This window comes from Castellaniella sp. WN, assembly GCF_054457555.1.
Map to the genome: position 1 here is coordinate 117,691 of NZ_JBTKZC010000002.1, position 13,861 is coordinate 131,551.

Here is a 13,861-nt window from a genome sequence, read left to right on the forward strand (position 1 = left end):
GCCGACGACATGAAATCCCTGGTTGCCCGCCTCATTTCCGTCTATCATTGTCCCGACGCATCCGTAAAACGGACGAGCCGCGTGCGCGATGCATGCATCGCCGCGCCCGGCGCGGGTTTTTCAGAAAATTCATTCATGTTGAAAGAAACGGACCTGGACGCGATCGAACATGATTTCGGAGTGCGTCGCAAGGACGTCCGTGAAATAAGAAAAATATCGGGAGGCGACGTCAACGAAACCTACCTGATCGAAAACGGGGATTCGAGATTTTTCATCAAGAAGATCGCCATCGATGAATTGTCCCGTTTGCAGAACGCCTCCACTCGGCTGATCGAAAAATCCATTGAATTTCACGAGAATATCGTTGCGCAACTGGCCGCGGCATTGCCCGCCGTCGCGGCGCTGCCCACGAAAGCCGGGAAGCGGCTGCTCAAGGATGGAACGCACGGTCTGCTGATTTATCCATTCGTCGACGGGCTGGAAAAAGCGGACGAAGAGATCACGGAAACCATGGTGCGGATGATTGCGGGGCATCTGCTCAGATTGCATGGCGCGGCGATTTCCTTTGATCATGGCTTCGCGCAAGAAAAATTCCGGGCATATCAGGACATGGGAATTGCCGTCTTGAATTCTTCGGCATGGAAAAGAATGGCGGCCATCCCTTTCGTCAAATACTTGATGCCCAATTTTCATTGGGTTTTCCAATATGTGAATAAAATCAGGAACGAGCTGGGGCTGTCCATCGGGGAGATCACCGGCGATGCAATTTGCCATAATGACCTGAAACCCAAGAATGTATTATGGACGGAATCCGGCTCGTGCTGGATCATCGATTGGGATGCCGCCGGCCTGTTCGATGCCGCCTCGGACCACCTCGACACCGCGCTTTCCTGGAGCACGCATCACTGCGACGGCACGGTTTTCCTGAAGCCGGAAAAATTCAAGGCATTCATTGAAACATATCCTTTTCCTGACGAAAGAAAGCTCGGCATCAGCTTGAATATCGTGGTGATAAAGTGGTGCTATTGGCTGATCTTTTGCATTAGAAGGCTGGCTCTTTTTCAGGGTTCTCCACGGCGTAACATGTGGAACATCCGGTATGCGCTCGGCTTCATTCGTTTGCTTGGCCGGACCGATTTTGAAAAGCATCTTATCGAGCTGTCCCGTCAAGGCCGGGCTTGAACGCGAAGATGATGCGCATCTCGCCGATCCCGCGGCATGGACCGGATCAAGAAGAACCGCGCGCCTCCTTTTTCAACATGGCTCTTATCTGCTGGTGGAGCGCGGCGGGCTCGAACGCGCACTGCGCATTTCCGTCAGGCAATGTCCCGTTTCCCGTCGAGAAATAACCCGCCAGGATGAAACCGTCCACGACCCGCTCGGTGTAGGTCATCCGGTCCGCAATACCGTCTCCCACCATGATGGTGGTCCCCTCCAGCTTTCCCCGGGCTTTCCATTGGCGTATCACGGCGATTTTCCCTGACCTGCCGTGCAATGCGAGGCTGCCAATGAAGATGGCCCGGTGGCCGAGCCAGATGAGTTTATTCGCGGCGATGTCGTCATTCCGGAATCCCCATGCGGAACATACCGGGACGACCCATTCCTGGTATGCGGACGATATGACGTGAGTCCGGATGCCATCGGCGCGCAGCTGTTCGAGCAGCCGCTTCAGATCAGGGTGCAGGCGCGGCGTCCTTTGCCGGACATATTCATTCACATGGGATCTGGTTATCCTGGGGATCAGCCAGACTATCCTGGCGAAATAGATCAGCTTGCTCATGAAGGAGTCCGCTTTGCCAGGCGGATTCTCCAGATGACGAATGATCCGTTCCTTGTTTTTTCTGCCCGCGATGGCGATTTTCATGATCTCCAGGGGGCTTTCCTCCGGGAGAAGCGTCAGGTCATAGTCGAAGATTACGTGGCCTTTCGACGGAGGAGAGGAATGATCAAGGGTCGTCATCGTCTACCCATGAGCCTTCTTCAACTCCGCGCGATAAGCGTGCTTGTCCTCCGCCGTCCACGAGCTTGGCGGGATGCCCAGATGCGCGGCGACGGCCTGCTGCACGCGTCTTGAAAACATCTCCTTGGATTCGCCGTCCCTCCGTTCCAGCCTGTCCAGATACGTGACTTCATAGCGCAGGCACGGCATCATGAGCAGACGGAAGAAAATGCCGATCCCCGATGAATTGACAGGATGCGGATTCAGGCCCAATGGCGTCGAGAGTTTCAGCGTCGCCGGAATGACGGGCATGCCCAGGCAAACGAACGTGGTATTGAATCTGAACAATCCCCGCCCATTGTTGATGGTCATTTCCGGGGTCGTGTACAGCGCGACCCCCTGGGGATGGGCCCGCCAACGGGCGATGCGTCTTACGAACTCCTTTTTCTCCGTGACGTACCAGAATCCGGCGCCTGAACATTTGAGCGCCGAGAAATGGCTCAGGATGCTGATGATGTTCGTCTTCCGAAGCGGATTGCCCACCATGATGGTGGCATGGGGCAGCGCCAGCACGGTGAGGGGGTCGAAGACCGAAACATGATTCGCGGCCACGACGCACCCCTGCGTGCGTTCGCCGATGTCGTTCAGGCTCAGATTGTAATGGAGCCGTATACCGAGAACCCATAACAGGATTTTGAAGACGAACCGCTTCACAGCGGCGGGAAACAGCCAGGAAGTAGTGCAGATCAGCGTGATGAATACGATTCTCGATATTGCGATGGCAATGCCGAATGGAAGGTAGAGCTTTCTGTATGGATAGCCGCTTTTCCATGCCTTGTGGTCGCATAGAGAGGCGATGGAAGTGGGATTTTCATCCATTTTTGCATCTTTCATATGAGTCATGGTGTGGCAAGTCGTGATCCGGGCGCGGCTAATCGTTGGCGTCTCGCGTTTCCGGCTTGTCGACGCGCAGGCGCCGGATCAGCATGTCGATACGACGCTCGTTCTGCGGCTGGTCCCGCTCCATGTACAGATCCTTCTTGACGACGAATTTATTGTAATTGCCCCACTCGGTCGGAATGACGACGGGTTCCGAGCGGAAAATGTTCCTGGTGAAAGATACCGCATGCGTGTTGTTCACGTCATGCATGCTGTAGATTTCTGAAAAGCCCGCTGTTTGAAAGCCGTACTGTAATGCCAGGCAGGTGGCTATATAGGGATGCACTGTGCACCAGTATCTGCGCAGGAAACGCAATCCATAATCGATGCCCTCATCTTTCTGCGCGAATCCCGCATAGCCCAGAAATGGCCCATCTTCCCCGAAACTGACCGCCCAGCGAGACCATCCTCTTTCCTCCAGCTCCTTCTGAAACCGCTCGATCTCGTTTCTGGCGGCAGCGCCATCGCGCGTCTGACCATTGCCGATAAATCGCATGACGCTCGAATCGCTTAGCAACTCCGCATAACGCGCGATGTCTTCTTCACGCCACTGACGTATGCACACGCCATGAATGCTCCCGTACACCTTTGTCACAGATCAACTCCAACAGAAGAAATTCGATCAAAACCGCGATTCATGAATATTTTCATTTCCATCCGGATCGGAACACGCGGATTGCCTTTCAGCATGCGGTTTCCAGGGTCGAAGCCGCCGTTTCCAATACGGGGGCGTGGTTAGTAACCGATACGAGCCCGGGGTTCAATCCCTGCTCCCTCCGCCGGCCCCGGACTCCGCGCGCATCCGGCGCGAGCGCCCCTCGATGCGCATCCACGAACCACAGTACAATCAAAGGTTTCCAGACTCCTGCGCCCCCGGGATGTAAACCCGTCACGGCAGCCACCATGCAAGAAACCACCCTGCGGCGCGCCGGCGTCGCGTCCGCGCGCCCCTCCGACACAGACCCCGCCACCGATCCCGCCCGGGACCAGGCCCTGGCCGACCTGCTGCAGCCCACGGAGCCCGGCCGCGTGAAAAAACTGTTCATCCGCACCTTCGGCTGCCAGATGAACGAGTACGACTCCGAGAAAATGGCCGACGTGCTGCGCGCGGCCAAGGGCGTGGAACTGACCCAGACCCCGGACGACGCCGACATCATCCTGTTCAACACCTGTTCGGTGCGCGAAAAGGCCCAGGAAAAGGTCTTTTCCGACCTGGGGCGTGTGCAGCACCTGAAACGGCAAAACCCCGACCTGGTGATCGGCGTGGGCGGCTGCGTGGCCAGCCAGGAAGGCGAGGCCATCGTGCGCCGCGCGCCCTACGTGGACGTGGTGTTCGGTCCCCAGACCCTGCACCGCCTGCCGGAGCTCATCGACCGGCGCCGCGCCACCGGCCAGCCGCAGGTGGACATCTCTTTCCCCGAAATCGAGAAGTTCGACGCCATGCCCCCCGCACGGGTCGACGGGCCGGCGGCCTTCGTCTCCATCATGGAAGGCTGCAGCAAATACTGCAGTTTCTGCGTCGTGCCCTACACCCGGGGGGCCGAGGTCTCGCGGCCGTTCGACGACGTGCTGGTGGAAATCGCCGACCTGGCCGACCAGGGCGTGCGCGAAGTCACCCTGCTGGGCCAGAACGTCAACGCCTACCGGGGGCCGGCCGGCGACGGCGGCGAGATCGCCGACTTCGCCATGCTGCTGGACTACGTCCACGACATCCCCGGCATCGAGCGCATCCGCTACACCACCTCGCACCCCAAGGAAATGACCGCGCGGCTGATCGAGGCCCACGGCAGGCTGCCCAAGCTCGTTCCCTTCCTGCATCTGCCGGTCCAGGCCGGCAGCGACCGGGTCCTGGCCGCCATGAAGCGCGGCTACACCGCCCTGGAATACAAGTCCATCATCCGCCGCCTGCGCGCCGCGCGGCCCGACATGACGCTGTCCTCGGACTTCATCGTCGGCTTCCCCGGCGAGACCGAGGCCGACTTCCAGAAGACACTGGACCTGGTACGCCACGTGGGCTTCGACCAATCGTTCTCCTTCGTGTATTCGCGCCGCCCGGGCACCCCGGCCGCCGACCTGCCCGACGACACGCCGGAAACCGAAAAGCTCGACCGCCTGCACCGCCTGCAGGCCCTGATCAACGAGCAGGCCGCCGCCATCAGCCGCGCCATGGTCGGCGGCGTCCAGCGCCTGCTGGTCGAAGGCCCCTCGAAAAAGGATCCCCGCGACATGAAAGGCCGCACGGAAAACAACCGCATCGTCAACTTCGCCGGCCAGCCGCGCCTGATCGGGAGGATGGTCGACGTGCGCATCACCGAGGCCCTGAGCAATACGCTGCGCGGCGAAATCGTCACGACCGATACCACGGTGGGCGCATGAGCACGAAAAGCCATCCGACCGCCGCCGCGCGACGCGCGCCCGGGACGGCCCCGGCCCCCGCCCGCTCATCCGCCGCCAAGGCCCGCCCGCTCTCGCTGCAACTGGACGCGGACAACACCCACCTGGCCAATCTGTGCGGCCCGCTGGACGAGAACCTGCGCCAGATCGCCCAGGCCTACGGGGTGGAAATCGGCCGGCGCGGCACCCGCTTCACCGTCCGGGGCGCCCAGGCGCGCCCGGCCGCCGGGGCGCTGCGCTGGTTCCACGAACGCGCCGCCCGGGCTCCGCTGTCCCTGGACACCCTGCAGCTCGGCCTGGTGGAACTGGGCGCCCGCGCGGACGAATCCTCCGCCGACACGCCGGAGCTGCCCGAACTGCCGCCGGTGGACGACGCCAGTCTGAGCCTGCGCACCCGCAAGACCGACCTGCGTCCGCGCACTCCGCGCCAGCGCGACTACCTGAACGCCATCCTGAAGCACGACGTGACCTTCGGCGTCGGCCCCGCCGGCACCGGCAAGACCTGGCTGGCGGTGGCCTGCGCCATCGACGCCCTGGAACGCGAATCGGTGTCCCGGCTGGTGCTGACGCGCCCGGCCGTGGAGGCCGGCGAACGCCTGGGCTTCCTGCCGGGCGACCTGGTCCAGAAGGTCGATCCCTACCTGCGACCGCTCTACGACGCCCTGTACGATCTGCTGGGCTTCGAACGCACGCAGCGTCTGTTCGAGAAACAGACCATCGAGATCGCGCCGCTGGCCTACATGCGCGGGCGCACCCTGAACCACGCCTTCATCATCCTCGACGAGGCGCAGAACACCACGCCGGAACAGATGAAGATGTTCCTGACGCGGATCGGCTTCGGCAGCAAGGCCGTCATCAATGGCGACCCGTCCCAGGTGGACCTGCCCAAGGGCCACCAGAGCGGCCTGCTGCATGCCCTGGACGTGCTCGACGACGTGCCGGGCATCGCCCGGACCCGCTTCACCAGCCGCGACGTGGTGCGCCACCCGCTGGTGGGCCGCATCGTCGAGGCCTACGAGCGGGCGGGCGACCATGTATCCTGATTTCAACCTGTCGGTCCAGTACGCGGTCCAGGCCCCGGCCCTGCCGCGCTGGCGCCTGCGGCGCTGGGTGGGACGCGCGCTGGCCTTCGCGCTGGCGCCCCCGGAACCGCGCGCCGGCAGCCCGGTGGCCCTGACCCTGCGCCTCGTCGACGCCGAGGAGGGCCGCGCACTGAACGCCGCCTGGCGCGGGCGCGACTATGCCACCAACGTCCTGACCTTCGAATACGGTGCCGATCCCTCGGGGCTGATCAGCGGCGACATCGTGCTCTGCCTGCCGGTGCTGGAACGCGAGGCGGCCGAACAGGGCAAGCCCCTGCCGCATCACGCCGCCCACCTGGTCACCCACGGCGTGCTGCACGCCCTGGGCCACGACCACGTCGAGGCCGGCGAGGCCGAACGCATGGAGGCCCTGGAGATACGCATCCTGGCCGTCCAGGGGATTCCCAACCCATATCTCGAGGCATGAACCGACCGGCTCGCCCCGCAGGGATCCCGTCAAACCGGCGCAGCGCTCCATCTCGTGCCTTGCAAGGCACACGGATTCGATAGGATTCGATAGGCATGCGCTGTTTATCGGTTATGCTACAGAATCCGTCACTCGTCCCCAGGACAATGCCAGACCCCCACGCCTCCGACTCGGAGCCTCGACCTCCCCGGCCCGCGCGTTCCCTCCTTTCCCGCTTCAAGGCCCTGCTGCGCCCCGCTCCGCCTGCCGATCGCGACGACATCCGCGCCGTCCTCGAAGCCGCCCATGACCACTCCGTCCTCGACGGGGAATCGTATGCCATGATTTCCGGTGCCCTGGCGGTCGCGGACAAGACCGTGGCCGACATCATGGTGTCGCGCTCGCGCATGGACCTGCTCGACATCTCCCGGCCGCTGCCGGAACTGATGCCGGCCATCACCGAGACCGGCCATTCGCGCTTCCCCGTCTACGAAGGCGACCGCGACAACATCGTCGGCGTGCTGCTCGCCAAGGACCTGCTGCTGGCGCTGGCGGACCATGCGCTGGACATCCGCGCCCTGGTGCGTCCGCCCGTCTTCATTCCCGAATCCAAGCGCCTGAACGAACTGCTGCACGAATTCCGCGTGAACCGCAACCACCTGGCCATCGTCATCGACGAGCACGGCGGCATCTGCGGCCTGGTGACCATGGAGGACGTGCTGGAGCAGATCGTCGGCGACATCGAGGACGAATTCGACGAAGAAGCCGAAAAGACCATCTTCCGCACGGGCGAGAACAGCTGGCGCGCGATGGGCACCGCCGAAATCGAGGATTTCAACGAAGCCTTCGGCGCCCATCTGTCCGACGAGGACGCCGACACGCTCAACGGCTGGCTGGCTGCCGAGCTGGGCCACATCCCGCGGCGCGGCGAGCGCCTCGAACGCCACGGCCTGGTCTTCACCGTCGTGAGCGCCGACGGCAAGCGGGCGCGCTGGCTGCACATCCAGCGGCTGGATCCGCACCCGCCCGCCTCGGAACATGCCGCCTGAGTCCACGCCCGCGGCACGGACCGGGACGCCGCCCGCGCGGCGCGCATGGCGCGGCGATCTGGCGGCGCTGCTGGCCGGCGGCCTGGAAGCGCTCTGCTTCGCGCCCGGCCCCCTGCCGGCCTGGAGCCTGCCTTTCGCGCAAATCGCCGCGCTGGCCGTCCTGGCCGCCCTGACCTTCCAGGCGTCCGGCCCGCGCCGGGCGGCGGGCCTGGGCTGGCTGTTCGGACTGTCCCAGTTCGGTATCGGCGTCTACTGGCTGACCATCAGCATGCACGAATTCGGCGGCCTGCCCCTGCTCCTGGCCGTCGCCGCCCTGCTGCTGTTCGCGGCGGCCATGGCCGCCTACGCGGCGGGCGCCTGCGCCCTGACCGCCTGGCTGTGCGCCGGCCACGGCCACCCGGAGCGGCGCGCCCCGCGCCAGATCCTGAACGCCGTCGCCTGGGCCTCGGCCTGGACGCTGGCCGAATGGCTGCGCGGCACACTGCTCACCGGATTCACCTGGCTGAACGCCGGCTACGCGCACGCCGAAGGCATGTTCGCCGCCTGGGCGCCATTCGTCGGGGTCTATGGTCTGGCCTGGCTGGCGGCGTTTTCCGCCGCCGCCGTCGCGCTGATGGTCCGCGCCAAGGATACCGCCTACGACCGCGGCGCGGCCGCCGTGGTGGGGCTGGCCTTGCTGGCCGGGCTGCTGGGGATTGCCTGGAGTCACATCGAATGGGCCCGTCCCCTGGGCGAACCCCTGATGGTGCGCCTGGTCCAGCCGGCCACACCCCAGTCCGACAAATTCCAGCCCGAACTCTTCCTGCCCACCCAGGAACGCATCCAGGGCCTGGCCGCGCTTGCCCCCAAGAGCGAGGCGGACCGCCCCGCCGTGGTGATCCTGCCGGAAACCGTGCTGCCGATCTTCCAGGATCAGGTGCCCGAGGCCGTCTGGCGGTCATGGCGGGCCGCCGCCGAGACGATGCGCGCGACCTTCGTGCTGGGGGTGCCGCTGCGCATCGCCACTCCGGCCGGCGACCGCTACACCAACAGCGCCATTGCCCTGCGTCCGCAGGCTGCCGCCCCATCGTCCATGGCCGGCGAGGGCTGGCATTACGACAAGCGCCACCTGGTGCCCTTCGGCGAGTTCATCCCTCCCGGCTTCCACTGGTTCGTGCGCGCGCTGCGGATCCCCCTGGGCGACTTCGACCGGGGCACGGAACAGCAGCCGCCGCTGGCGGTCGGAGGCCAGCTCCTGGCCGTCGACATCTGCTACGAGGACACTTTCGGCGAAGAGATCGCCGCCACGGTGGCGCCCGACGGCCCCGATGCGCCCGGCGCCAGCATCCTGGTGAACCTGAGCAACCTGGCCTGGTTCGGCGACAGCTGGGCGCTACGCCAGCACCTGTGGATCGCCCGCATGCGGGCCCTGGAGACCGCGCGCCCCATGGTGCGCGCCACCAACACCGGCGCCACCGCCGTCATCGACGCCCGCGGCCAGGTGCTGGGCGCGCTCGACCCCGGCCGGCCGGGCATCCTGGACGCCGAGGTCCAGGGCACCCGGGGACTGACGCCCTACGTGCGCTGGGGCAATGCGCCGATCCTGGCCTGGGCGCTGCTGGGCCTGTCGCTGGCCGCCCGGAGGCGGCGCTACCCGGCCTGATCCCCCAGCCGCCGCTCGAAGGCTTCCTGGTCCAGGGGCTCGTCGAACCAGTAGCCCTGGCCCTCGTCGCAGCCCGCGTCGCGCAGCATTTCATACTGGGCCTGGCGGGTGATGCCCTCGGCGGTCACCCGCAAGCCCAGCCGGTGAGCCAGAGCGATGATGGCCTCGCTGACCATGGCGGCATGCTCGCCGTCCAGCAGACGTTCCGTCGTCGTGCGCTCGAGCTTGAAGGTCTCGAACGGCAGTTCGTGCACCGCCAGCAGGGCCGGCATGCCGATCGACACGGCCCCGACGCTGAAACGCAGCCCCGAATCATGCAGACGCCTCAGCCGGTCCCGCATCCCGGAATCCTCGGCCACGAGCATGTGCTCGCTGAGTTCCAGCACCAGGCAATCCGGGGGCAGGCCCAACGTATCGAACAATCCGAACACGGTGTCCAGGCCGGCGTCCTCCAGACCGAGCTGGGTGGGAGAGACATTGATCGTCAGCCGCAGATCCGGCGCCAGGTCCTTGCGCCAGCGCGCCAGCTGGCGGACGGCCTCGCGAAACACCCAGTCTCCCAATGGACGGATCAGCAGGCGCTCCTCCGCGAAGGGGATGAAGTCCGCGGGAACGATCACGCCGAACTCCGGATGCCTCCAGCGCAGCAGGACCTCGGCCTGGACGATGCGCCCCGTCCGGAAGGCGTGGATGGGCTGGAACAGAAGAAAGAACTGGCCGTCGTCGATGGCTTGCGGCAGGGCGTACATCAGGTCGCGCTGCATGCGCGCGCGCTCGCGCATGCCCCGGTCGAAATAGTGGAAGCAGTTCCGGCCCGAATCCTTGGCCACGTACATCGCCATGTCCACGTGGCGCATCAGGGCCTCGGCATCCTCGGCGTCCTGGGGATACAGGGCCACTCCGAGACTGGCCGAGATCCGCAGAGGATCGCCGCCCAGGCGATACGGTTCCGTGATCCGGTCCAGGATGGTCCTGCACAGCGTATCGATCCGCTCCTTGTCGAACATGTCGCCCAGGAGGACGACGAACTCGTCCCCGCCGAGACGCGCCACGAAACTGGTCTCCGGAGCGGCGCAGGCCTGCAGGCGACGGGCGACTTCGACCAGCAGCCGGTCGCCCGTCGCGTGCCCCATGGAATCGTTGATCTCCTTGAACAGGTCCAGGTCCAGGAACAGCAGCGCCAGCGACTGCCCCGACTGGTCCGCGGACTGGACGGCGGCCCGCAGGCGTTCGTTGAAATACTGGCGATTCGGCAGGCTGGTCAGGGGGTCGTGGTGCGCCTGGTTCCAGATCTGGGCCTCGATCTGCTTCTTCTGGGTCACGTCGCCGAGCATCGCCACCCTGCAATTGACCGAACCATCGTGATTCCAGGCCGTGTCCATGACCACGCGCTCGGCATAGTCCTCGCCCGACTTGCGCTGGCCCCAGTATTCACCCTCCCAGCGTCCCTGGGTGTTGATGGCGTGCCACATCTCGTCGTAGAAATCGCGATTGTGGCGGCCGGGCCGCAGCAGGGGCAGCAGCTCGCCGGCGATCTCGTCGGGCCAGAAACCCGTCATCCGCGAATACGCGGGATTGACGTCGATGACCACACCGGCCGAATCGGTGATGGCGATGGCCTCGCTGCTGTTCTCGTAGGCGATGGCCGCCAGCTGGGCCGAGGATTCGGCCTGCTTGCGCTCGGTGATGTCCTGGACGATCCCGATGATGGAGATCTGCTCGCCCACCCGCACAGTCGAGCTGAATACCTCGATGTCGATCTCCGAGCCGTCCTTGCGGCGGCCGTGGCGCTCGAAACGCAGCGTGCCATCCCGGCGGCTCTGGCTGGCCTTGATCGATTCGGCCATCAGGAACCGTTCGCGCGGCACCACGATGCCGAGCAGCGTCATGGCGTCGATCATCTCGCGCGGCTCGTAGCCGAAGATCTCGGCCATCTTGTGGCTGACGAAAGTGAAGCGCTCGTTCTCGACCAGGAAGATGCCCACGATGGAGTTCGACGCCAGCCCCTGGAAAATGGTGTCGGCCCGCAGCAGTCCGGCCTGATCCTCGCGCATCTTGGCCAGCAGGTCATGGACCTGCCGGATGCCGTCGTTGAAATCCCGTGCCACCTGGCCGAACTCGCCCGGACCCCGGTAGCCGATCCGGGCGTCGTAATGCCCCCGGACCAGTTCGCGGCACGCGACCCGCAATTCGCGCAGCGGCCGGACCAGATGGCGGCGCAGCAGCAGATACAGGCACAGAAGCACGACCAGATCCAGCAGCGCCAGTCCGCCGCTCACCAGCAGCGCGCGGTCCTTGCCCTGGCGCAGCAGCGGCATCAGGACGTCGGCGCAGGCGTCCAGCGTGTCGAGCAGGGTCTCGGCGTCGTCGGCCACCCACTGGCGCTGGATGGTCTGCGGCAACTCCTGGGCATCGGCCGAGTGCTCGTCGCGTACATAGGTACCCAGCAGCACGGTCTGCAGCCGGCCGCGCAGGGTGGCCCAGTCCCGCCGGATCCGGGGCAGGAAATCGCGCGCGGCGGATTGATCCAGGGCGGGGATCTCGCGGCCGTCGATGACGCCGCCCTGGTCCAGGGCCTGCAAGGCGCGGTCCATCAGGTCCATTTCCTGGCTGAGTTGCCCGGCTTGCACCAGGGCGCCATCCGACAGGCGCATCGACCGGACCGCCAGCTGCTGGCTGGAGATGCGCATGCGGTCCAGGGTGACGGCCTGATCGAGCGCACTTTCGTAACGCGACAGCAGGGAATGCACGGCGGCGGCATTGCCCAGCACGAAAATCAACATGAACAGGAAGAAGACGGCTGACGCCGCCCCCGGCCCGAAGAAGGATCGGACCGCCGACCATGCCGCGCGCGATGTATGAGGGCTCATGCCTTCCCTGAAAGATGAACGACAGCGACGGCGGGCCGATGCACGGCCCGGGGCGTCATCCTCAGGCATGTTACTGGATACGTGAAGAAGAACAACACGCTAACAACCGGAATCCACGGGCGGATATCGGGGTTTTGGTCCGGCATGGCCAGACCCGCTCAGTCCGCGACGAGGCTGGAAATCCGTGGCTTCAGAAAGAGCATGGACCTACGATGATTCTCCACGGCAGCGTGGTACGGATCATCCAACCCTTCCAAGGTCGCGTCTCGATCTTGCTGCCATCGTAGACAGGGCGCCCTTATGGATTCGCGGCGAACCTGGGCAGCACTACCCTCACATGATCCTCTGTGGCTACAAAGTCGGGGTGAACACCGTTGCCTTCGATCATCAGCGGAACGATCTTGTTGCGCACGCCCATGCCCCGGTCATCCACGTAGCCGTAGTCACGCAGCACCTCCACGATGATCGGGTTGCGAGGGGATCGCTGGCCCGCGAGTACTTTTTCGATCGTCATGGAGTTCTGGAGCGCGCCGGGGCTCAGAACCTCCAGCCGGTCGGCATATGATACGACTTCGACCTCCAGCGCACGGGTCCAGTCGCGGTGGGCCAGTGCGTTGATGAGCGACTCGCGGAGTGCTTCTGGCGGATAGTGCCATGTCCGCTGCCGCCGTAGACCATCGGCCAGCGCCTCGTCTTCGGTACTAATGAATGGCTGCATCCTGTCCATCACAGCTTCGATCAGTCCCCGTTCGATCAACTCCCGGGATCCGCCTTGCGAACCGAAGCGGCCGACGAGAGGACCGTCCAAGATCATGTCGTCGAGTGCCTGATAGCTCTTATCGTGCCCATTGAACGCCATCCAGCGCACACCCGCCTGACGCAGGAAGCGACGCGGCGTGCGACCGAACAGGACCAGGCCCGCAATCGTGCAGACAGGCGTGGCAACGCCTGTCTCCGTCATGAATCCCAGGCCGACCATCCGACGCAGCCAAGCATCATCGGTTGCAGGCAGCGCGCGGTCGCCTGCCAGCGTCAACAGGTAGTCCTGCAGGCGTTCTCGATCGAGTGCTTCAATGGCCGCGCCAGAGACGGGTAGCATTTCGCTGTGCAGCATGCCGCCACTTTCAAACAGGCGGGCTTGCTGCTCCCGGGTGGCCAGGCGCGATGTGCTTCCGACTCGCACATAGATGTCTTCGCGCCCGTTGTGTCGGAGCACATAGGGCTTGGATGTGCCCGCGGCAATCGAGACCACGGCGACACGCTTGCCATCGTCGAGGGCAATTACCTCGTAGAACGGCAGTAACAGGGGATGGACATAGCGGCCGAAGACAGTGTCCATGACCCAGGTTTCGAGGTCATCGCGTTGAATGCCGGATATGGCGCCGTCGTCCTCGACGCCGAGCAGGACCATCCCGCCCCGCAGGTTCGCCAGCGCGACGATCTCTTTGGCAAGTTGTTCTGGGCGGATATCGTCGCGTTTGAATTCCACGCCCGAGCTCTCGCCATTTGCGATGATTTCCAGCAGTTCGGCTCTCAGCAT

11 protein-coding genes are annotated in these 13,861 nt (G+C 64.5%); 6 read left to right on the forward strand and 5 right to left on the reverse strand.

Annotation, left to right across the window (positions count from 1 at the left end; all coding sequences use genetic code 11):
• The first annotated feature begins 9 nt into the window (after positions 1–9).
• On the forward strand, positions 10–1,182 hold the full coding sequence (locus ACTPOE_RS14400; protein ID WP_458872935.1) for a phosphotransferase: 1,173 nt from the start codon (positions 10–12) through the stop codon (positions 1,180–1,182).
• Between the two features lie 46 nt (positions 1,183–1,228).
• Here the strand turns inward: ACTPOE_RS14400 and ACTPOE_RS14405 are convergent, their stop codons facing one another.
• The 3 genes from ACTPOE_RS14405 to ACTPOE_RS14415 are packed head-to-tail and all read right to left on the reverse strand — an operon-like array spanning position 1,229 to position 3,473.
• On the reverse strand, positions 1,229–1,960 hold the full coding sequence (locus tag ACTPOE_RS14405; protein ID WP_458872936.1) for an HAD family hydrolase: 732 nt from the start codon (positions 1,958–1,960) through the stop codon (positions 1,229–1,231).
• A 3-nt stretch (positions 1,961–1,963) separates the two neighbouring features.
• Complete coding sequence (locus ACTPOE_RS14410; RefSeq protein WP_458872937.1) at positions 1,964–2,818, reverse strand: lysophospholipid acyltransferase family protein; 855 nt, start codon at positions 2,816–2,818, stop codon at positions 1,964–1,966.
• A gap of 52 nt (positions 2,819–2,870) precedes the next feature.
• Positions 2,871–3,473: a GNAT family N-acetyltransferase gene (locus tag ACTPOE_RS14415; RefSeq protein ID WP_458872938.1), complete on the reverse strand. Its 603-nt coding sequence runs from the start codon at positions 3,471–3,473 to the stop codon at positions 2,871–2,873.
• A 308-nt stretch (positions 3,474–3,781) separates the two neighbouring features.
• Between ACTPOE_RS14415 and miaB the strand changes: the two genes are divergently transcribed.
• From miaB to lnt, 5 genes are all read left to right on the forward strand, one after another.
• A complete protein-coding gene (gene miaB / locus ACTPOE_RS14420) occupies positions 3,782–5,254 on the forward strand; it encodes a tRNA (N6-isopentenyl adenosine(37)-C2)-methylthiotransferase MiaB (RefSeq protein WP_458872939.1) in 1,473 nt (490 codons plus the stop codon).
• Positions 5,251–6,315 (forward strand): PhoH family protein, encoded by a 1,065-nt coding sequence (locus ACTPOE_RS14425; protein WP_458872940.1) that lies wholly within the window; start codon positions 5,251–5,253, stop codon positions 6,313–6,315. Before miaB ends, ACTPOE_RS14425 begins: the two co-directional genes overlap by 4 nt.
• Positions 6,305–6,781 (forward strand): rRNA maturation RNase YbeY, encoded by a 477-nt coding sequence (gene ybeY, locus ACTPOE_RS14430; RefSeq protein ID WP_458872941.1) that lies wholly within the window; start codon positions 6,305–6,307, stop codon positions 6,779–6,781. Before ACTPOE_RS14425 ends, ybeY begins: the two co-directional genes overlap by 11 nt.
• A 146-nt stretch (positions 6,782–6,927) precedes the next feature.
• The gene (locus ACTPOE_RS14435; RefSeq protein WP_458872942.1) at positions 6,928–7,809 is read left to right on the forward strand and encodes an HlyC/CorC family transporter; all 882 of its coding nucleotides are present in this window, start codon (positions 6,928–6,930) and stop codon (positions 7,807–7,809) included.
• Positions 7,799–9,451 (forward strand): apolipoprotein N-acyltransferase, encoded by a 1,653-nt coding sequence (lnt, locus tag ACTPOE_RS14440; protein WP_458872943.1) that lies wholly within the window; start codon positions 7,799–7,801, stop codon positions 9,449–9,451. Before ACTPOE_RS14435 ends, lnt begins: the two co-directional genes overlap by 11 nt.
• Here lnt and ACTPOE_RS14445 read toward each other — a convergent pair.
• Both ACTPOE_RS14445 and ACTPOE_RS14450 read right to left on the reverse strand, forming a co-directional pair.
• Positions 9,439–12,321, reverse strand: a complete 2,883-nt coding sequence (locus ACTPOE_RS14445) for a bifunctional diguanylate cyclase/phosphodiesterase (RefSeq protein WP_458872944.1) — start codon at positions 12,319–12,321, stop codon at positions 9,439–9,441. The two genes, lnt and ACTPOE_RS14445, sit on opposite strands and share 13 nt — an antisense overlap.
• Positions 12,322–12,619: 298 nt before the next feature.
• Positions 12,620–13,861 carry an RNA-binding domain-containing protein gene (locus ACTPOE_RS14450; protein ID WP_458872945.1) on the reverse strand — a complete coding sequence of 414 codons (1,242 nt, stop codon included), beginning with the start codon at positions 13,859–13,861 and terminating at the stop codon, positions 12,620–12,622.